This is a genomic window from Tenacibaculum larymnensis (assembly GCF_028829235.1).
Classification (GTDB): Bacteria; Bacteroidota; Bacteroidia; order Flavobacteriales; family Flavobacteriaceae; genus Polaribacter; species Polaribacter larymnensis.
On record NZ_JAIWJY010000009.1, the window covers coordinates 13,349 to 33,300 of the forward strand.

Annotated in this window: 19 protein-coding genes; 11 read left to right on the forward strand and 8 right to left on the reverse strand. The window is 33.6% G+C overall.

Annotated elements, in window-relative coordinates:
- Positions 1-125 precede the first annotated feature (125 nt).
- Both LCI24_RS12730 and LCI24_RS12735 read left to right on the forward strand, forming a co-directional pair.
- On the forward strand, positions 126-866 hold the full coding sequence (locus LCI24_RS12730) for a hypothetical protein (RefSeq protein ID WP_274640719.1): 741 nt from the start codon (positions 126-128) through the stop codon (positions 864-866).
- 38 nt (positions 867-904) lie between these two features.
- A complete protein-coding gene (locus LCI24_RS12735; RefSeq protein WP_274640720.1) occupies positions 905-1,606 on the forward strand; it encodes a hypothetical protein in 702 nt (233 codons plus the stop codon).
- A 310-nt stretch (positions 1,607-1,916) separates the two neighbouring features.
- On the opposite strand, the gene LCI24_RS12740 is transcribed toward LCI24_RS12735, so the two are convergent.
- Entirely contained in the window at positions 1,917-2,591 is a 675-nt protein-coding gene (locus LCI24_RS12740; protein WP_274640721.1) for an MBL fold metallo-hydrolase, read from the reverse strand.
- 60 nt (positions 2,592-2,651) lie between these two features.
- Positions 2,652-3,236, reverse strand: coding sequence for a Crp/Fnr family transcriptional regulator (locus LCI24_RS12745; protein WP_274640722.1), 585 nt, complete (start codon positions 3,234-3,236; stop codon positions 2,652-2,654).
- A 170-nt stretch (positions 3,237-3,406) separates the two neighbouring features.
- Here LCI24_RS12745 and LCI24_RS12750 point away from each other — a divergent pair, with 170 nt between their 5' ends.
- On the forward strand, positions 3,407-3,955 hold the full coding sequence (locus LCI24_RS12750) for an SMI1/KNR4 family protein (RefSeq protein ID WP_274640723.1): 549 nt from the start codon (positions 3,407-3,409) through the stop codon (positions 3,953-3,955).
- A gap of 100 nt (positions 3,956-4,055) precedes the next feature.
- Positions 4,056-4,715 (forward strand): hypothetical protein, encoded by a 660-nt coding sequence (locus LCI24_RS12755; protein WP_274640724.1) that lies wholly within the window; start codon positions 4,056-4,058, stop codon positions 4,713-4,715.
- A gap of 253 nt (positions 4,716-4,968) precedes the next feature.
- On the opposite strand, the gene LCI24_RS12760 is transcribed toward LCI24_RS12755, so the two are convergent.
- Together LCI24_RS12760 and LCI24_RS12765 are read right to left on the reverse strand one after the other, a co-directional pair.
- Positions 4,969-5,763, reverse strand: coding sequence for a hypothetical protein (locus tag LCI24_RS12760; RefSeq protein ID WP_274640725.1), 795 nt, complete (start codon positions 5,761-5,763; stop codon positions 4,969-4,971).
- Between the two features lie 46 nt (positions 5,764-5,809).
- Complete coding sequence (locus LCI24_RS12765; protein ID WP_274640726.1) at positions 5,810-7,057, reverse strand: IgaA/UmoB family intracellular growth attenuator; 1,248 nt, start codon at positions 7,055-7,057, stop codon at positions 5,810-5,812.
- Between the two features lie 149 nt (positions 7,058-7,206).
- Here LCI24_RS12765 and LCI24_RS12770 point away from each other — a divergent pair, with 149 nt between their 5' ends.
- From LCI24_RS12770 to LCI24_RS12800, 7 genes are all read left to right on the forward strand, one after another.
- Positions 7,207-7,713, forward strand: a complete 507-nt coding sequence (locus tag LCI24_RS12770; RefSeq protein ID WP_274640727.1) for a hypothetical protein — start codon at positions 7,207-7,209, stop codon at positions 7,711-7,713.
- A gap of 89 nt (positions 7,714-7,802) precedes the next feature.
- Positions 7,803-8,210 (forward strand): hypothetical protein, encoded by a 408-nt coding sequence (locus LCI24_RS12775; RefSeq protein ID WP_274640728.1) that lies wholly within the window; start codon positions 7,803-7,805, stop codon positions 8,208-8,210.
- Between the two features lie 12 nt (positions 8,211-8,222).
- A complete protein-coding gene (locus LCI24_RS12780; RefSeq protein ID WP_274640729.1) occupies positions 8,223-8,966 on the forward strand; it encodes a hypothetical protein in 744 nt (247 codons plus the stop codon).
- Between the two features lie 20 nt (positions 8,967-8,986).
- Positions 8,987-9,583 carry a hypothetical protein gene (locus LCI24_RS12785; protein ID WP_274640730.1) on the forward strand — a complete coding sequence of 199 codons (597 nt, stop codon included), beginning with the start codon at positions 8,987-8,989 and terminating at the stop codon, positions 9,581-9,583.
- Complete coding sequence (locus LCI24_RS12790) at positions 9,584-10,366, forward strand: hypothetical protein (RefSeq protein WP_274640731.1); 783 nt, start codon at positions 9,584-9,586, stop codon at positions 10,364-10,366.
- A gap of 50 nt (positions 10,367-10,416) precedes the next feature.
- Positions 10,417-12,516 (forward strand): tetratricopeptide repeat-containing sensor histidine kinase, encoded by a 2,100-nt coding sequence (locus LCI24_RS12795; RefSeq protein ID WP_274640732.1) that lies wholly within the window; start codon positions 10,417-10,419, stop codon positions 12,514-12,516.
- Entirely contained in the window at positions 12,506-13,138 is a 633-nt protein-coding gene (locus tag LCI24_RS12800; protein WP_274640733.1) for a response regulator, read from the forward strand. The genes LCI24_RS12795 and LCI24_RS12800 overlap by 11 nt, the downstream gene beginning before the upstream one ends.
- A gap of 301 nt (positions 13,139-13,439) precedes the next feature.
- Here LCI24_RS12800 and LCI24_RS12805 read toward each other — a convergent pair whose 3' ends face one another.
- From LCI24_RS12805 to LCI24_RS12820, 4 genes are all read right to left on the reverse strand, one after another.
- Positions 13,440-14,348, reverse strand: coding sequence for a PorP/SprF family type IX secretion system membrane protein (locus tag LCI24_RS12805; protein ID WP_274640734.1), 909 nt, complete (start codon positions 14,346-14,348; stop codon positions 13,440-13,442).
- A 1-nt stretch (position 14,349) separates the two neighbouring features.
- Entirely contained in the window at positions 14,350-15,138 is a 789-nt protein-coding gene (locus LCI24_RS12810) for a T9SS type B sorting domain-containing protein (RefSeq protein ID WP_274640735.1), read from the reverse strand.
- Positions 15,139-15,209: 71 nt separating this feature from the next.
- Positions 15,210-18,401 (reverse strand): tail fiber domain-containing protein, encoded by a 3,192-nt coding sequence (locus LCI24_RS12815; RefSeq protein WP_274640736.1) that lies wholly within the window; start codon positions 18,399-18,401, stop codon positions 15,210-15,212.
- Between the two features lie 129 nt (positions 18,402-18,530).
- Positions 18,531-19,949, reverse strand: a complete 1,419-nt coding sequence (locus tag LCI24_RS12820; RefSeq protein ID WP_274640737.1) for a lipocalin-like domain-containing protein — start codon at positions 19,947-19,949, stop codon at positions 18,531-18,533.
- Between the last annotated feature and the right edge of the window lie 3 nt (positions 19,950-19,952).

Genomic DNA, 19,952 nt, shown 5'->3' on the forward strand with positions numbered 1-19,952 from the left:
TTTGATACTACATTGACAAATACATAAAAAATGTAACACACAAAATGCTATAAAAATCCCTGTTTTCAGGGAGTTTTAACATGTGTGTTTACCATATTTTTGAGTTACACTTAAAACTCAATAAAATGTCAAAACACCTACTATGTCTTGTTTCAATAATCGCTTTTATATCATGTAGTACTGATGATGACACCATCAATACCAATTCGCATTTAGAAGGCAATTTAGAAATTCGCTCTCAAGCAGACTTAAATAATCCTGATTTAAAAAACTACACATCTATTGGTGGAAACCTCGTGATTCACTATACTGATGATGTTGAAGATTTAAGTGAGTTAGCTCATTTAAAACGCGTACAAGGCAGCATTCTCATACATTATAATGATGCCTTAAAATCGCTTCATGGGTTAGAACAAATTACAACCTTAAAAAACCTGCAAATACACAGCAATCTTGAACTGACATCGTTAGACGGTCTGGAATATTTATCAGAGGTTACAGAAACCTTAAACATTAATGACAATCTAAGCCTTTCCAACATTGCTAGCCTTAAAAACGTGATGTCGGTTGGCAATCAACTTTCTATAATAGGCAATCCAAACTTGGCTAATATAAACGGATTAAACAAGCTAAATTCTGTGAAACAGTTATTGGTGGCTAGCAATAGCAGTTTAACTAATATTGATGCACTTGAAAATCTCATGAATAGTTCTGAAATAAAAATATACCTCAATAAAGAATTAAACGATTTTTGCGCTCTTACCCCATTTCTAACTCAAAGCAATGAAACGATACATTTTTCTGCTAAAAGAAATGCATTTAATCCTAGCTTGCAAGATATACTTGACGGGCATTGCATGAATTAAAATAATTTATTCACTAACCATAGAATAAACAGAATGAAGTGAAGATAGAAAATCTTGTGAAACTAACGGAGGAAATCCCGAACTTCCCAACACTTTCGCTAGTTGAAGGCTATAAGCATAACAGTAGCCCAAAAGCAAGAAAAGAAATGGAAGACATGCTTCGTGAAATGGCAAACTTACTTCCTGTCGAAAACACACAAGATGTCACCTCTTGTCATGCAATTTTTAAAGCCACTGAACCCACAGCATTGTATTACAATCACGATGTTGTTTTTGATAGGTTAAATCTCGATGCCATTTCAGAAAATGCATTGGTGATTAATGGCGATTTAAAAGTAAATACACTTTTGCTTAATGCAGAAATAGACGTTAATACCTCATTAGTGGTATTAGGAAACGTATATGCTAAAAATTTTATTTGTTCGGGTAGTGAAATCTATGTAGCCAAAAACATATACGTCGCAAACAACTTTATAGCCTACTACAATCACGGCAGCATAAAAGCTAAAAGCCTACACACCAATGTATTGCTTACAGATGATTATTGGGGGTTTCAAATATCAAACTACCAAGCCAAAAAAAATTGTCATTGGCAAGATGAAAAAGCGCTGCCTTATAAAAGTGTGATTAAACCAGTATTAGTAGAAAGTATCATAGGCGATGATGGTAAACAGCAACAATGGCTAAACTTTGAAAAAATTTGTGACTATATAGAGGCTGATAAGAGTATTGTTAAATGATAATTATTGAAATTCTTAACAAAAAACAGTAATCTCAACAACTGTGAGACCCTCATAGCTTTGGTAAGAATGGTAAAAATGAACACACAATTAATTAAGAACCTATAAATGAAGCTATTAAACTATACCAAAAAAGACGATGAATATACCAGCAATAAAGAACATGAGAAAGCATTGGAGTTACATAGTAAATTTCTTCAGAGCAAGCTCACGGAGCATTTTATGAGAACACGTTTTCAAGCTTTAAACACTTACTAATGAAACCTCGGGGTATTAAACCCCGTATGGAATAAAAAAACTTACCACCAAATCAGGTGGTAAGTTTATCTACAAAGGTTTCAAATTGCTTATTTTTGTTAGCCAAGACAGGACCATGCCCAAAACAGATAATTTGAGGGTGTAATGCTTTTAATTTTTTCAACGAATTGATGTTAACTTCTTGATTTGTTGTAAATATGCTTGGTGGTAAATGCAACCCTGTAAAGGTGGTTAATAAATTCATATTAGTTGCGACATCGCCTAGAATTAACACGCCATCCTTTTCCCTAAAAAAAGAGAGATGTCCATCAGCATGTCCTGGGGTTTCAATTACTCTAAAATTTTCAATGTAATCGTTTTCTTTGAGTGTTTTTGAAACTAATTGTCCTCTACCTGCCCAATATTTTTGTTGAAATTTTGCAATCATACCTTGACTTGCGGGATAATCTTTTGTCGCTAAGCCAGTCTCTGCTCTGTCAACTTCTTTTTCATGGCAATATAAGGGCACTTTAAATTGACTACAAATTTCATTACTACACCCCTGATGGTCGGCATGAGCATGGGTAAGTGCATGCAAATGTATCGGGACATCAGTGACACTTTTGGCTATTTTTTTATAAGAACTCCTTATCCCCGAATCAATCAGCACCCCTTCAATTATATAACAATTTATACCATTTCTAGGCATTAACGGAATATGATACACATCTTTTGCTACGGCTTTCATTTAGTTAAGTTTTTTTAGCAAAAGTATGGCAAGTAAACTATCAGAATAAGGACATTTGTCCTATTTGACTTCTTGAAAAATATCTTTCTTGACTCTAGTAAGTGTACGTTGAGTAACACCTAAATACGATGCTAAGTCATCTACTTTAGTTCGCGAAATAAGTTTTGGATTGGCTTCAAGCAACTGTATGTATTTTGCCTTTGCCGTTTGGTTATTAAAATGCATGAGGTAGCGTTCCTTTTCTAAATATTCTTGTTCTAGTAGTTCGCTTATCAAGGTTTTCCAAGAAGGGATACGCTCTAATAATTGTTTGAAATTTTTATAAGAAATAAGCTGTAAGTCACAATTCTCTATAGCTTGAATGTTTTTGTGTGACAGGGTTCTAGCCATGAAGCTCTCATAAGAGGTCATAAATTGATTTTCAAACTTAAAACACGTTATGGTTTCATCGCCTAAAGTGTTTGAAGAAAATGTTTTAACAGCGCCTTTATTTATAAAAGCAATATAATTACACACCTCGCCTGTTCTCACAAAAAAATCATTCTTTTTAAGTTGTTTTGTTTCAAATAAAGACAGAGAGTCCCTTATTTCTTTAGGTGTTAACAACGCACTTTCTGTAAGGTAATTTTCCAGTGAATTTCTCATTATTCTCTGTGTGCTTCAGGATTAAAAATTAATTTTATTAGTGTAAATATAAGTTATTTATTAGCATTTCAACTTTGAAATTACAATAACTAAAATCACTGTTTTTAGGGATATACAGGCTTCATTTCCTCCTTAATTTTGAACTCAAAATAATATGAATCGTTATAAAAATGGATACATACACCCGCATTAATAAAGAAATTCCTAAAACTATAACACTACCACCAGAACTAAAATTATTGTGTGATTGGGTTGATAAAAACGGCTATCCTATCAGCGGCCGTTTTGAACTTCAAGAAGATGATGGAGATAGCATAAAGAGCTGGTTTGATGATGCAGCTATTTCAGACCGTTTTGGTGTATTTGGGTTCGGTCCAGATGGTTCCATTTATGCCTTTTGGATAGATGATGATGGCAGTCAAAAAATTGTGCATTTAGGCTCTGAAGGCGATGCGCTGTTCATCCTAGCAAATACATTTATTGATTTTTTATGCTTGCTTGCCATTGGCTACGATGAAATAGGAAATGCTGATATGACAAAAACTGCAACCCAATGGAATGATGAGGATGACGACGAATCTGTAAACCCAGACTTTCAAGAATGGGTAAAAACTACATTTAAGGTTAGCATACCAAAAACAGGAAACAAAATTACCAACACCAATAACCTACACTTTAAAAACTGGATTCACAAAAAACAAGGTGTTTTTAACAACTAAAAAAACGATACTACAATACATAATAAATAAATCACATAAAATATATAAACAGATGAACACTAAAACCGTAATATTACTTTTTATAATAACAGTCACTTTTATGTCTTGCAACACAAAAAAGCCATTGGAATGGGATGATGATGTTGCAAACCTTACTAACAAAAACTTAAAAGGCTGGTTACAAAAAGCACCTTTTAATAACGAGTGGATTATTGATAACAATGATGACAGCTATGTATTTACTAATCTTGAACAAGTATTTCCATTTATGGGAAAGTTTAATGATTTCAAAAAAGACACCAGTAAAGAACATGCCAATATATATGAAGAGGAAACTGTCATTTTTAAAGACACGCTTTGGGGTGAGTCGTTTATGTATGGTATGCTGTTATACCAACCAACCGAATTATTTTTAAAAGATTATTATAGCGAACGAGGCAATATTATATTTTCTGGTGTCAATGCCTCTAATGAAGTTTATACAGCTAGTTTATCTGAAACATTTTTATATGAAAAGAATAGCAAGTATAAAGCAGCTGTTTATTGGGTAAGTTGTGGTTATAAAACCTATCTCTTTGGATTTTACCAACAGAATCAATTGGTGTTTGAATTTGGATTTCCTTGTAAAAAAGACAATCAACTTGAAGGTCTTGAAAAATTAAAACAAATTAATACCGCCTTAGGATTAGACAATAAACAATGGGAAAACGCCACCATTAACGACCTACAAATAAATCGTAACCCAAAGAGTTTTAAATAAGCTTTTATATTAAACAGTTATGAATGGTTGTCGTTAGAGAAGTTTACGTTTAATTATTTAGGCTCTAAGTTTATAAACAACACGCCGCTACAAATTTTTAAAATCTAAGTAGCGGCTAATTTCACTAAACTACAACATCAAACAACCTCACTTGATTAACTTTAATGACTCATAAACAAGTCATATATTGTTTTGTTTAACTTTCACATGACACATCGTTTTTTGTGGATAATCGAATATCGGCATCATTCTTTTAGTAATGATATTCATAGTCATCTACCCATTCTGAAGGGTAATGATTATACAAGTTTTTTAAAAGTTGTGCATTAGCTTCAGTAGTATTAAAATCTTTATAAAAACTTCCAATAAGCCAAACAATATTTCTATCTAAATCAGTAGTGTGATACTTTAAAAGCACTTGTTTTGAAGATATTGAAGTATCGGCTAATAATAACACCAATGCTCCTGCTGTATTAAAATCAAAATCATTAAAAAAAGAAGTCATTTTTTGGGCTCTTTTTAAAAGCAGTGAATCTTTTAAGTATAATTCAGGCTTTAATTTTTTTCGCAAACTAGGATAACTTGTGTACGAATTAATTTTTGTAAAAAAGTTAAAAGCATTCAAATATTCGGTATAGTCTGTATCGTACAATTTAGCTGAAGTATTACTACTCGTAACTCCAAATAGAAGAAATATAGTACTTGGCTTTGATGTACTTATATGATACCCTTTTCCTAATAAATGTAAGCTCTTTTCAACCCCCTTTAATAAATAAGAGTAATTGTTTTCTTTCACTTTTATAAATTTATTTAATCTAGCTAAATGAAAGTAAGTATCAATCATTTTTTCGGCTTCCATGCCTTTTAAAGTCTTTGATAACACATCTTTAATTTCATAATGCCACATCGGATAAAAATGACCTTGAAATTGGTATTTTAGAGCTTCGTTCTCACTGTCTATAAAATAGTTGATAATCTCTTGAGGTGTCAGTTTACCAATTATACTATATTTTTTATCATGTAATCGCTTTATTTTATCTGTGTTCATAATATTCAATTAAGCGTTAAAAAATTTAATAGGTTTAAGTTAGGTTTTATTCTGTAAGAGGAATTAGATTTTCATAGTATTTCTTAATATTCTTTTTTCGCTTCTTGTTATAGTGATAACTTTTGTATGTTAATGGCGCATGAATGATTATAAAAACAACATTTAAGATTAAAAATAATAAGGGTGCATAGGTATAAATTTCATAAACAATAGATACTTCGTCTCTCGTGTGATACCATTCTAAATAATTGATTAAACGTGGAACCGAAATTACGGTAGCTATCAATGCTATTATAGCCGTTACTGTCATAATAACATGACGATACCAAGGTAAAGATGGATACTTCTTTTCTTCGGTTTCTAGTGATAAATAAGATCCAAAACGCATTAACCAGCCATCTTTTGTGACATCTACTTCAACAGGCGTATCATCATCTTTTTCATCAGCTAAGATAAACGGGAGCCAATACCTGTTTTCAAATTTCAATTCTATAGTTCCCATAAAGGGTTTTACTTGTTGTATCTTTTGAGAATTATCCATAGTTACTGAATACGTTACAACTCCTTTTAGCGTACGAATGTCTTCTGGTTTTGATAACTTTGGTTTGCGCCATAAATAATACATGGCAACTATAAATAAGAGTCCTCCAGGGACTGCTCCATATAACCCATCTACATTCCAAAGTGCTGTGAGTGCCATGAAGAACAAGGCTGGAATCATAAGAAAAGCACCTATGGTACCATGCCATTGTTTTCTAACAGCTTGAATTTCATGGCTAGTTTGTTTACGATTATTAGTAAGCTCAACATCACTTCCTGCAATTTTCCCTACTTCTCCTTTTTCTATTTTATTTTCGGCATCAATACTATGTAGTAACGAAAAAGTACTATTTAGTGTGAGCACAATGAGTAGCTTATCTGTTTTAACGACCTCTGCTACATTTTCCTCTTTAACAAAATCAAGAGCGCTGTCATTTAATAGCACCTCAAGGCCACCTATAAGATTGTGCCATGTTTCATTATAACGAGTTTTTATACCATGACGATCAAACTTACCTTTTAATAAATACACCTTATTATCTAGACGCTTATGTGTTTTTTTATACTTTTTTTGCTCTTGTAAATCGTCTAGTAGCTTACGCTCTTTTTCTGTAAGTTCTCGGTGATAAGTAAGTGTGTTTATAGCCTGTTTGGCAGTTTTGCTGTCTCTATTTCTTCTTTTTTGATAAATAATGGCATTGTAGAGTGAATAAAATAGTACTGCAAAGACTAAGATTATGTAAAGTGTGTTCATTTGAGTAATAAATTATGAGTTGTATTGTAAAACGATGTCAAATGTCTAATCTTTTTTCATAACCAGAATCCCTAAAAACAGGGATAATATTTTTTTTATGTCTCTTTAAATTTGTTTACACAGCTTCTATAAGCAAACAATAGCTAATAATGATAAGAAAAACAATCATAACCCTCCTACTTCTAGCATGTGTAAGCACGTTTGCTCAAGACGTAACCCTAGAAGAAATTTCTAATAACATACTGCAAATAGAAGCCGATACAACATTCACACTAACTGAGCAAGACCAGCTTGAACAAACAAAAGTTACGTTTGACGGTGGATACCATCTAAAAATCTGGCATCATAGGCATGATATTACCAAAATAGTAGCTGTAATAGGACTTTCTTACGGTAGCATACAAACAACAGTGTATTTAACAAACAATATTCCTATTAAAATTATAGAATCTGAAGAAGTTTTTGCAGAAACACCCTATGGGTTAAATTACAAAAAACTGAACAAAACCTATAAAGTTACGCACGACATTCTAAACTGGAAACACCAAAAAATAATCACAAAAGAAAAAGGAACACGCGTGTTTAATAATCCTAAAAAAGCAATTTTTGATTACATGTTACTTATTGACAGTGCCAAACAAGCCATTGATAAATAATAATGGAAATTACACTGAAAAAGTGAAAACCCCTGAAAACAGGGATTTTAAAGCTTAAAAACCATCATACTTTTGAAAAAAACAATCGTATGAAAACACATCACAAAATAGTATGTATTTGGTTTCTATTATTCACAATTATTCAAACATCAAACAGTCAAAACAGTTCTAAAGCTTTTGAAGAAAAAGAACTTGCGCGTATGTCAATAAACACTTCTCGCATAATAACAGAAGATGAAAATGTAGGCGATATATTTCAAAACTATATAAATCAGATTCAAAAAGCAAGTATCGATTTAGGTATGGATGATTTTGAATTCGACTCAAAGTCGTTTTCTCTTTATAAGGAAGAAGATTCTGGTTGCCTGCACCTATCTATTGAACTTTCGATGATGTTTCATTATGATAGTAAAAAAGTAAACGCCTTGAGTAAAGCATTACATACCACTAAAAATAAAACCTGGGCCATAGCCATGTATTTATATATGAATAACTAACAACCGTTTCTTATGCAAACTATTAAACCCAAAACATGGTTAGTTATTGCTTGTTTTATGGTAGTTATTATGCGTGTTATTGCTCAAGAAGTTCAAGATGATTCCTTACTATATAAAGCCGATGATGTAACGCTTACCTACCAAAAAGCGATTTATAAAAATAAAGTCATTTATAATGCTAACAAAGAATTAGATCGTTTACAAAAAGAAGATTCGGGCATTACTTTTGATATATTTTACACGCCATTATCGTTGGTAGGATCTATTTTATCTTATGAAAAAAACACTTATGCCTTTCCTCAAGGTGGGTATAGCGTACAAAATAGCTATATACAGACCATAAACTTAAAAACGCAAAAACCTTATAGTATTTTAGGTCTTGTTGATGAAACCTCATTGCTAAATGCATTAAAAAACGATGCATACATCAATACTTTAAAAAACATTGATTTGCAAAAACTTAAAGCGTGTAAATCCGTTATCAAGGCTTTAAAAATACTTAACAAACCGCTACATGAAACCAATCATTTTACATTATACAGTTTTGCTATTTTGAATTATAATCCTCAAAAAAACAAAGTTTTAATACGGTTAATTAGAACAAAGCCACGAAGTACTATCCTAACAGAATACTTACAATTAGGTCTAGAAGTTATACCTCGTGCAATTTTTAATAAAAAACTTGAAAGTAATAATACGTTTGTTTTAGGCACTTACAGAAGAGGTCGATTGGCTTCACAAAGCTTTTATAACTAATAAAACACACTTAAAAAACAGTGAAATTACATACGATAATACTCTATTTAGCATTATTTGGTTCATGTAACAATACCTCTAGCTTACAAGGAGATAAACAAGGAAAACCTATTAAAAATATACAATCGCAAATTTTACAAACCAAAATGTCTGCCAATCACTATGAAATTTTTAAAAAGCAAATACGTAAAGAAAGTGAATTCCTAAAAAAAATTAACATAGCTGAATCACAATTTACCTATACAACCTATCATTATATGCAAGGTGCAACAACATTAATAGCGTTGTTTTTAGATAGAAATGGTACCGGACACATCAAAAATATAGTTACCAATAATATTTATAAAATCAGATGGGTAGAACAAGATTCAGAAATACACCTTACCGCTACCGCTGAAACGAGTACACTCCCAATCAATAAGTTAAAACGTATAGATCGTAAAACGCTGATGTATCAATCAGAAAATAAACATAAGATGCTATTCTATGGAAAACTAAACGATGAAAATATTTTAGAAATTTTGAATGTAATTGAAAATATGTCTAAAAACAGAGGTTCAAAATCGACTATTACAAACAATAAAACCCATACATCAACTACTAAAACCCCCTATTAAATGAGATTAAAAAAAAGATATATTTTTCTCATTATTATTTTGAGTCCCTTATTTTACTATTTTGGAAATCAGCTAATTGCAAAACTATACAATATAAAATACCCGCTTTTAAATGAGCAAATTACAGCTAGAGATTACACTATAGAACTTGTTTTTAAATCTAAATACTTATCGCAAGTAACCAAAGGCGGTGGTTATTTTAATAAAAACGACGTCTCTTATGTGATGCTAGATACCTTAAACGAGCAATTCGTGTTTGCTGCCAATGGGTTTCAGGATAAAACTAATCAAAAGAAACTCATGGATTTAAGCAAGTCTAAATTTTCTGATATATATCCACTAACTGATGTGATTGTTTCAAGAAACGGTACAGTCATTCTCTCACAAGTTAATCCTCAAAAAAACTTTCGTGATTCTATAAGAAAACATGCCGTAGCCATTCATCCATTAAGGGATTATTTTGAAAACACATCAAAACAACTGATAAACAAAGTCTTTGAATCAAAAAACAAACTCCATCTTAATAGTCTAAACCCATTACAAGTTTTTGCATTACACCCAACGGGCTCTAAAACAACTAGAACATGGAGCGGGCATCAATATCTTAAAGTATGGATTAACAACAGATACGTTTATTTTAGAACGGCTACCAACAACACAAACATTAAACTATATCTAATAACATATAGCAATAACGAGCGGCAAACACTGATGTGTCTTGAAGGAAGTGTTTATATCATAAAGCCCGTTAGAGATCGAGACCGCATAGCTCTCTGTGAATAAAAATAATTCATTTATATTAGCTTTTTTACTACAAAAAACACTTGTATTTCGTGTTACAACAATTTAAATATATCCACTTATCCATACTAGCTTTTTTGCTTACGCAACTATGCTGGTCTCAACAACCTACAACAGCAACACAGTGGTTTCAAAAAGGTCTGATACTTATCGACCAAGAACAAAACTATCAAGAAGGCATAAACGCACTAGATTCTGCAGCCGTATTAAATCCTCCTTTACCACTACTCATCCAAGTTAAATATGCAAAGGGTGTGGCTTTAAATACTCAGGGACACTTTACCAAAGCCGCCTCAGTTTTACAAAAAAACATCCCACTCATAAACCGTTGTGACAGTACAAAGAGAGTTAAGTTTCATGCGAACAATTACCGCGCTCTAGGCGATGTATATAAAAATAAAGGAAAGCATTTACTTGCTATGAAAAATTATCAAAGAGCATTAAAATTCTCTGAACAATACTCTAAAAAAAGCAGCGCCTTAATATTGCACCAAATAGGTGTTTTGTTGCTAGAAAAGGAAGATTATTATGAAGCTGAAAATTATTTTATAAAAACATTAGATGCAAATTTGACTCCAGATTTAAAGTTGGGAGTCTATCTAAATCTAGGAGAAGTATATTCAAAAACAAACCGAAAAAACAAAGCAAAAACACAGTATGACAAAGCTCAGAAAATGGCTTTAGAACACAATAATCAGGTTGCTCTATGTCATATTTACATAGGATATGCCAATTTATTTTTTGAAAATAAAAACTATAATAAAGCTATTGACTATTACGAAAAAGCCAATACGATTTCTGAAAATTTAGGAGCACAACTACTTACCACTTCATCTATATTGCATTTAGCTATGGCCTATAATAAAACAAAACAAAGCTTAAAAGCAATTCCGCACTTAAATAAAGCTGACACTTTTTTAAAAATAGAGCCTTCTCTAAACTATCAGTTAAACTTATATAAAATATACGCTTCGGTATATGAAAGCGTTGGAGATTATGAAAGTAGTATCTCTTATTTAAAAAAAGTAGCAACTATTAAAGACAGCCTCTTTAACACAGAAAAAAACAAGCAATTTGAAGAATTAAAAATAGCTTACGAAACCAAAAAGAAACAACAAGAAATCACCCTTTTAAAACTTCAAAAGAAAAAGAACGAATTAGAACTCTCTCAAAAAGAAAAAGCTTTAAAAACCCTAAACCTAGAAAAGGAGCTTGAAGCATCACAACATCAAAATACCATTCTTCAATTACAAAAAGACCGTAGCGAAAACGAAAACAAAATCATTCTACTAAAAAAAAGTAGAGAACTTGCCAAAACCGAAGCTAGCAAATCGCAACAATTAAAAAATGCCTATCTCATTGGTTTTATTGTTTTTAGTATCCCATTAAGTGTCTTATTATTTGTTTATTATCAAAAATTAAAAACCCAAAAAGCGCTGGCTAAAAAACAAGAGGAGTTAAACGTAAAACAAATTTCAAACCTTAAAAAAGAGCAAGAACTTAAAAATATTAAAGCCTCAATAGAAGGACAAGAAAAGGAACGAAAACGTATAGCCCAAGAATTACATGATGCTGTTGGCGGCAGTTTGGCAGGTATTAAATTGCAACTAGATCATTTGTCTTCAAAAGAGCCTAAACTATCAAGCATAATAACCCATCTGGACGAAACCTATAATCAGGTGCGCCACATTTCACATGATTTACTCTCAAAAAAAATTGAAAATAAAGAATTCACACAGCTTATAAAAAAGCACATAGAAAAAATAGCCGCTTCAACACAACTAAAAATTGAAGCCTCTTTTTTTAATGAAACACTCCTCAACAAAACAAGCAACAGCATTCAAACACATTTATATAAAATAGTACAAGAACTAATAAACAATACCATAAAACACGCAAGCGCATCAACTATTGAAATTCAATTAAACGCACATACAGAAATGATTAACCTGCTTTTTGAAGATAACGGTAAAGGGTTTGTTTATAATGAAAAAGTAGAAGGTATTGGCTTAAAAAATATAAATGAACGTATAACGACTTTAAATGGAACTATGATTGTTGACACTAGACCCAACCATGGCACACTAATAAATATTACTTTACCCTTAATACCACAACAAAATGATATATAAACTAATTATAGTAGATGACCATAAAATGTTTATAGATGGTTTAATGAGTATTTTTGAAGATGTGCCAGAGATTGATGTTGTTTTAAAGACTGATAAACCAAAAACAGTCATTCAGTTTTTAAAACACTCAAATACTATTGATTTAATTATTTCAGATATATCTATGCCTGAAATGGATGGTATTACTTTGAGTAAAAATATAAAAAAAGACTTTCCTCATATAAAGATGCTCATGGTGAGTATGCATAATAATCCTAATATGTTTCATCAATTAAAACAAAACGGCGTTGATGGTTATGTACTAAAAAATGCCTCTAAAGCCGAGTTGCTAAAAGCAGTAGAAACTATTTTAGCAGGTAAAAACTATTTTTCCGACACCATAATTAATGCCTATAAAGAAAGTTTGTTTACAGCACAAGAAAGTAAACAAACACCGTTAAGTTCAAGAGAACTACAGGTTTTAGAATTAATAGCACGCGAACATACCACTAAAGAAATTGCTGATAAACTCTTTATAAGTAAACACACCGTTGAAACCTACCGGAAAAATTTGCTTATAAAGTTGGATGCTAAAAACCTTGCAGGACTTACAAAACATGCTATTTATTTAGGATTATTATAATGGTAAATATTATTTGCTATTACTTTTGAATAAATCAAGTTACAACCAATAACTGATAAAAATCAAATTAATTCTAAAATTTCGATTCGGAATTTTATATACTACACTATAAGTCAATATTTTACACAAGAGAAGTGCCGTTTGTTATAAATGCCTGTATCCCTTAAGATAACTCAATAATGGTAGCCTCCTTACATTCATACTTATCCAACGTTAATTCTAACAGGAATATACAAGCTAGAATAATAAAATCTGAAAGAGGTTAAGAAGCCTCTAGTTTTACTTTGATCTTGACATTATGTTAATTCCTTCGCTTTTTATCAAAAACATACGAAAGAACGATACCATGGCTGTTTCCCAATACAGAATTGTTAAATCCTACATTATAGAAATACACAAACTTGAAGTTCTTTATGGCATAAATACCTGCTAAGAAATTAATTGATGAACTGCTTCGATAACCAGTACCTATTTCAAATTTATTTTTATAATTAACAGCCATGTTCAAATCGACCTGTAAAGGCGCGCCTCCTTCATATTTTAAAAAAATACTTGGCTTAATCATAACCTCTTCAAATCGATTGGTAAAAAATCGATACCCGAAATAACCATAAACAGGAGCCGATATATCTAAATCATCTCTAGATGCTAATTTGTCTCCCAAAAGGTTTGGAAACGAAATTCCCGTGTAAAAATCTGCATGATTATACAAAAAACCAACACCTACAGTTGGTACTGTTACATGCATGTTTTTAGAAAACTTAATATCGTTTGTAATACCTAGCTCTAATAAATTTTCATGAAACTGTTGAATTCCTGCTGTCATACCAAATGATATTACATGTTCATTATAATGTTGCCAGTGAGGTCTATCAACCTTAGTATCAAAAAATATTTTATACGAATATGCCGCATATGCATTCGTATAGGTACTTACTCCAATTTTATCTCTTAAAATAGCTCCTCCTACTCCCATTTTTCTTCTTGCTATAGGGCTGTGGAAACTTAGAGATAATGTTTTGGGGCTTCCTTCAATATTATTCATATACCCATAATTACTAAGCGTAACTTCTAAAGCCTCTGACATTCCTGTGTAAGCCGAGTTTATAATAAACGGGTTGTAATTATATTCTGGAAATAAGGAGGTTTGCTGTGCGTTACAAACCGTTATAAATAGTAAAGAAATAATGAATATTTTAAAGTATTTCATGTTAACGTTTTAATACTAAAAATCCTTGTCGTTTTTTTAGTTGATGATTTTTAGGAATATTTTTAATTAGAAAGAAATAAGTTCCCGAAGGTAATTCACCTCCTCCAATACTATTCAATTTATTGGCTCTGCCATTAAAGACTTTTGACTGGTTATTATATCCTTTTGTCTGGAAAATAAGGTCACCCCAACGGTTGTATATCGACACGATATTTTCAGGGTATTTTTCAATATTACCAATAATCCAAAAATCATTAATACCATCTCCATTAGGAGAAATACCATATTTAGTTTCATTATAAAGCTTTTCAGTAGTAAAAATGATTTCCGAACAACCAATGGCATTGCCAACTGAATTAAATGGAACAATTGACATATAAATTGTGCTACCATTAGGAAAATGGTTTGTAAGACTATAAGATGTACCTGTAACCAACTCATTATTAACAATGTCTGTTCCTCCTGATGTGGTACCTATTGAAACATAGTAACCAAGAGCATTATCAATTGCAATCCACTCAATATTAGTATCAACAGGAACGTCTATTTCTCCGTTGAGAGGAGTAGAAGAAGTTATACAACTAATCATTACTGTTTTAATGGGCTGCAAAAGACCATGTGTGACGTGTATGTTAGCCGATGTGTTGGTTGTTATCACCGTAGTTTCACCTATAGACCATTCAAAAGTGGCATTACTCATACTAGCACTACCTCCAACGGTGTTGATGGTGTTTTGTGCATACATTATGACGGGGAATAAAAACCCTAAAATGTTTATTATAACTTTCATAATTTAGTTGCAAAGCATTAGCTATTAAGAATATATCAATCAATTATCTTTTCCATCCTACTTAAATACTCTCACTTTTTATTTACAGTAGCTTGTTGCGTTCCTATACCGATCAAAGCTTCAATTTTACTAAGTCTCCCTGCAAGTTCTTGCGTGTTTTTTTCTAATTGCGTATTGGTGCTTTTTAACTTGTCGTTTTCAGCTTTAAGTTCCTGAATAGCTTTTATTAAAACGGGTGTTAATTTTTCGTAATTCATCCCCCAAAGCTGGATGGCTTCGTTTTTGGGCTTATTTACAATCTCGGGGAGAATTTTATAGACTTCTTGTGCAATTAAACCAATGTCTTGTTTTCCGGTGGTTTTACGGGCAATACTACCGTTTTGTATTTCAGAGTCGTGATGAAAATAGGTTAAAGGCGTTAATTGCATTATTTCGTTTAAACCATAAGGTATTGCCTTACGCTTACTTTTTACCCGCTCATCAGAATAGGTTAACCAAGAATGTGCCATTGCCTGACCGTTAAATAGAGCATTTTCTAAATGCAACGCATAGCTGGGTGCTGTAATACCCCTGATACCCACATAACCTAATTTTGTAACGGTTAGAGCATTAGCCCTATTTAAATTATCAGCACCAATACCTATTTCAAAAATAGGGTCAGTTGCATTAAAATAATCTGGTGAAATGGCCCCGGCTACATTATAGGTACCAATAGCTACAGAAGCATAAGCATCGGCTTTTGCTCCAAGACCTAAAGCTGTTGTATAATGCCCAGTTGCCATTGCATTATCCCCAATTGCGGTGCTTACAAACCCAGAAGCTATAGAGTTTTCTCCCATCGCAGTACTAGCTAGACCAGAAGCATGACTCCCAACCCCAGATGCAAACGAGTAGATACCTGAGGCGGCTGTCAATTGCCCGAAAGCCATTGCATAACTTGCTGATGCTGTTGTTAGAGAGCCTACTGCGAGAGATGCTACACCAGATGCTATTGAACCCTGACCCATTGCGGTGCTACCATCAATAGAAGCAGTACAATTTTGCCCAGATGCAAACGAGTATGCACCTGAAGCAGTTGTTCCATCACCACCTAAAGCTGTTGCAAAATAGCCCGATGCCTCTGTTAGTTGTCCCATCGCTGTGGAGAAAAAACCAGACGCTGTTGTGTTAAGTCCAGTAGCTATCGCATAATTGCCAGTTGCTCCTTTAGCCGTAGATGGACCATCTGACCAACTTAAATCGATTGCTCTATGACCTATATCACCATAATTATTTGCATCTGCATCTTTACGACGATAGCCCGTGTTTCCGTTTTCAGTAACTTCAATAAGCCCACCGTAGTCTTTGCTTGGTGTCCATACAGTACCATTCCATTTTAACACTTGGTTATTAGTAGCCCCCATATCATGAAGTTTCGCTGTGGTAATACTGGCATCGGCTATTTTGTTGGTAGTTACCGCATCGTTTGCCATATCATCTGTGTTTACTTCACCATCCAATATTTTTGTAGAGGTAACAGCATCATTAGCTATAGTTGGATTGGGATAGGTTCCTGATAAATCACCACCGGCTATTCCCGTTGGGTTACCACCGCTTTGGTCTGTACTTGGTATCCATGTAGTTCCGTTCCATTTTAAAACCTCTCCGTTGGTAGCTCCCATATCGTGGAGCTTTGTTGCTGTTATACTGGCATCGGCTATTTTGTTTGTTGTAATTGCATTATTGGCTATATCATCTGTGTTTACTTCACCATCCAATATTTTTGTAGAGGTAACGGCATCATTAGCTATAGTTGGGTTGGGATAAGTTCCTGTTAAATCACCACTAGCTATTCCCGTTGGATTTCCACCGCTTTGGTCTGTACTTGGTATCCATGTAGTTCCGTTCCATTTTAATACTTGGTCGTTGGTGGCTCCCATATCGTGGAGTTTGGCAGCGGTTATACTGGCATCAGCTATTTTGTTTGTTGCAATTGCATTATTAGCGATATCATCTGTGTTGACTTCGCCATCTTGTATCTTGGCAGAGGTAACAGCATCATTAGCTATAGTTGGGTTGGGATAGACTCCCGTTAAATCACCCCCAGCTATTCCCGTTGGATTTCCACCGCTTTGGTCTGTACTTGGTACCCAAGTCGTACCGTTCCATTTTAATACTTGATCGTTGGTAGCTCCCATATCGTTGAGTTTGGCAGCGGTAATACTGGCATCGGCTATTTTGTTTGTTGCAATTGCATCGTTAGCAATATCAACCGTGTTTATTTCACCATCTTGTATCTTGGCAGAAGTAATAGCATCGTTGGCTATAGTTGGATTGGGGTAGGTTCCTGTTAAATCACCCCCAGCTATTCCCGTTGGATTTCCACCGCTTTGGTCTGTACTTGGTACCCATGTCGTTCCGTTCCATTTTAATACTTGATCGTTGGTAGCTCCCATATCGTGGAGTTTGGTAGCGGTTATACTGGCATCGGCTATTTTGTTTGTTGCAATTGCATCGTTAGCTATGTCAACCGTGTTTATTTCACCATCTTGTATCTTGGCAGAGGTAACAGCATCATTGGCTATAGTTGGGTTGGGGTAGGTTCCTGTTAAATCACCCCCAGCTATTCCCGTTGGATTTCCACCACTTTGATCTGTACTTGGTACCCAAGTCGTTCCGTTCCATTTTAATACTTGGTCGTTGGTGGCTCCCATATCGTGGAGTTTGGCAGCGGTTATACCTCCATCGGCTATTTTGTTTGTTGCAATTGCATCGTTAGCAATGTCAACCGTATTTATTTCACCATCTTGTATCTTGGCAGAAGTAATAGCATCATTGGTTATAGTTGGATTGGGATAGGTTCCTGTCAAATCGCCACTGGCATTACCTCCTATATTGGAAGAATAAGTCGCATATAATGCATAGGGAACACTATTTAACATACTTGTTCCCATATCAATATAATTATTCCCTCCAGTTGGGTCTATTTCTATTTTTATAGACTTATTGGTATTTGCCCAATTAACTATGGAAAACTGATCTGAAGAATTTCCTGTGCCAATTTGCAACGTGTATAACCCATAAGTATTGGTAGTGACTTGATGTTTTTCTGTATATTCTGCTGCTCCGTTATTTAAAATAGTAAGCTGTACTCCCAAAGATTGATTAGCCATGGGACTCCCGTCTGTTTCTCTAGCTATCCCCTGGTAGTTCAAATATTCGGGGCTTTGTGCCGAGACTATTGCCGTTATTAACAGCAATAAAAAGGTGACAATTGTTTTCATTGATATATTATTATTTTTATCCTTTTTTGACTAGATATTTCTCTTAAAAAATATATGCTATCAAACAGAGGACTACCTGTAGTGTTTTAAACGAAAAATAGTTATATGCTATTAATTAAACTCTATGGTTTACAACTGACCATCGTCTACAAACACTGAAGTAGCCCCTGCTTGAGTAGCACCATCAGTAAGGGGATGTAATGTGCCGTTTTTCCAAAATACGGCTATATTTTTTGTACCGTTGTTTTCTTTTCCTGCTACATAAACATCATTACCAGAGACATATACTGACTCTGCAGTAGCATCATTTGCTCCATTTGTTAAAAATTGACCAACTCCGTTTTTCCATAACATAGCTACTTTAACAGCATTAACTGTATCATAGCCTACGGCATAGACATCGGTACCGGTTACAAATACAGAATTAACACCAGCATCGGAGGTACCATCGCTTAGAGGTTCTGCGACACCATTTTTCCATAGTGTAGCGACTTTACCGTTAAGTCCGGCTACATACACATCATTACCCAATACAAATACCGAGTTGGCAATGGCGTTTTCAGATCCATCGGTCAGTACTTGCTCAGTATTATTTTTCCAAACTTTTGCCACATATTTAGAGCCATTTTTTTGAGACCCTACTGCATACACATCAGTACCTGAAACAAATACATCATAAGCCCCTGAACCATTTGTCCCGTTAGTAAGGGAGGTTGCTACACCGTTTTTCCATAGTGTTGCCACACTATTATCGTATCCTGCTGCATATACATCTTTACCCGACACAAATACCGACATAACACCAGCTGGCTTAGATCCATCTGAATAATATTGAGGCACACCGTTTTTCCAAAGTGTAGCAACATCATTAAGAACATTATCTTTATATTGACTACTACCTCCAATATACATGTCTCCACCAGAAACAAATACCGAATAAGCTATTGCATGTTTGGTTCCGTCTGTAAGTGGTGGTAGTGACGCTCCATTTTCCCAAAGCATAGCGACATACTTGGCTTTTGGACTTTGTGCAAGACCAGTTATATACACATTATTTGTAAACGAATTGGGTACAAAATTACCTTTGGTTTTATCGTAGGTTACAATAACGCCACTATCGGTGTCTTTAATAACAAATTTATCTTTGGTAAGTGATATAATATTTACTAAGAGACTTTTTCCATTTCCATAATCTAAGTGTAATTGTGTGTTGTTATTGGTAAGGTTATAGAAACCAGTTGCTATGCCTAGAGATTCACAGTCATTATTTTTTTCGCTAAAAGTTTCTACTTTAAAGCTTCCATTTTCAAAAAATTGAATGTAAGATTGCTTACCACATTCATTATATGCAGTTGAATTTTGTTCAGATTCTAAATACCATTTCCCATCACCAGCTATTAGTTTTTCCATAACGGTAGGTTCTGTTGGTTGTTGTGGGCCGTCGTCGTCACTCCCACAACTAGAGAAAATAACTAGTATTATAAGTGAGCATATTGTTTTGAGTAATTTGGCTTTTTGTACTTTGTTAATTGAATTTACTTTTTTCATGAT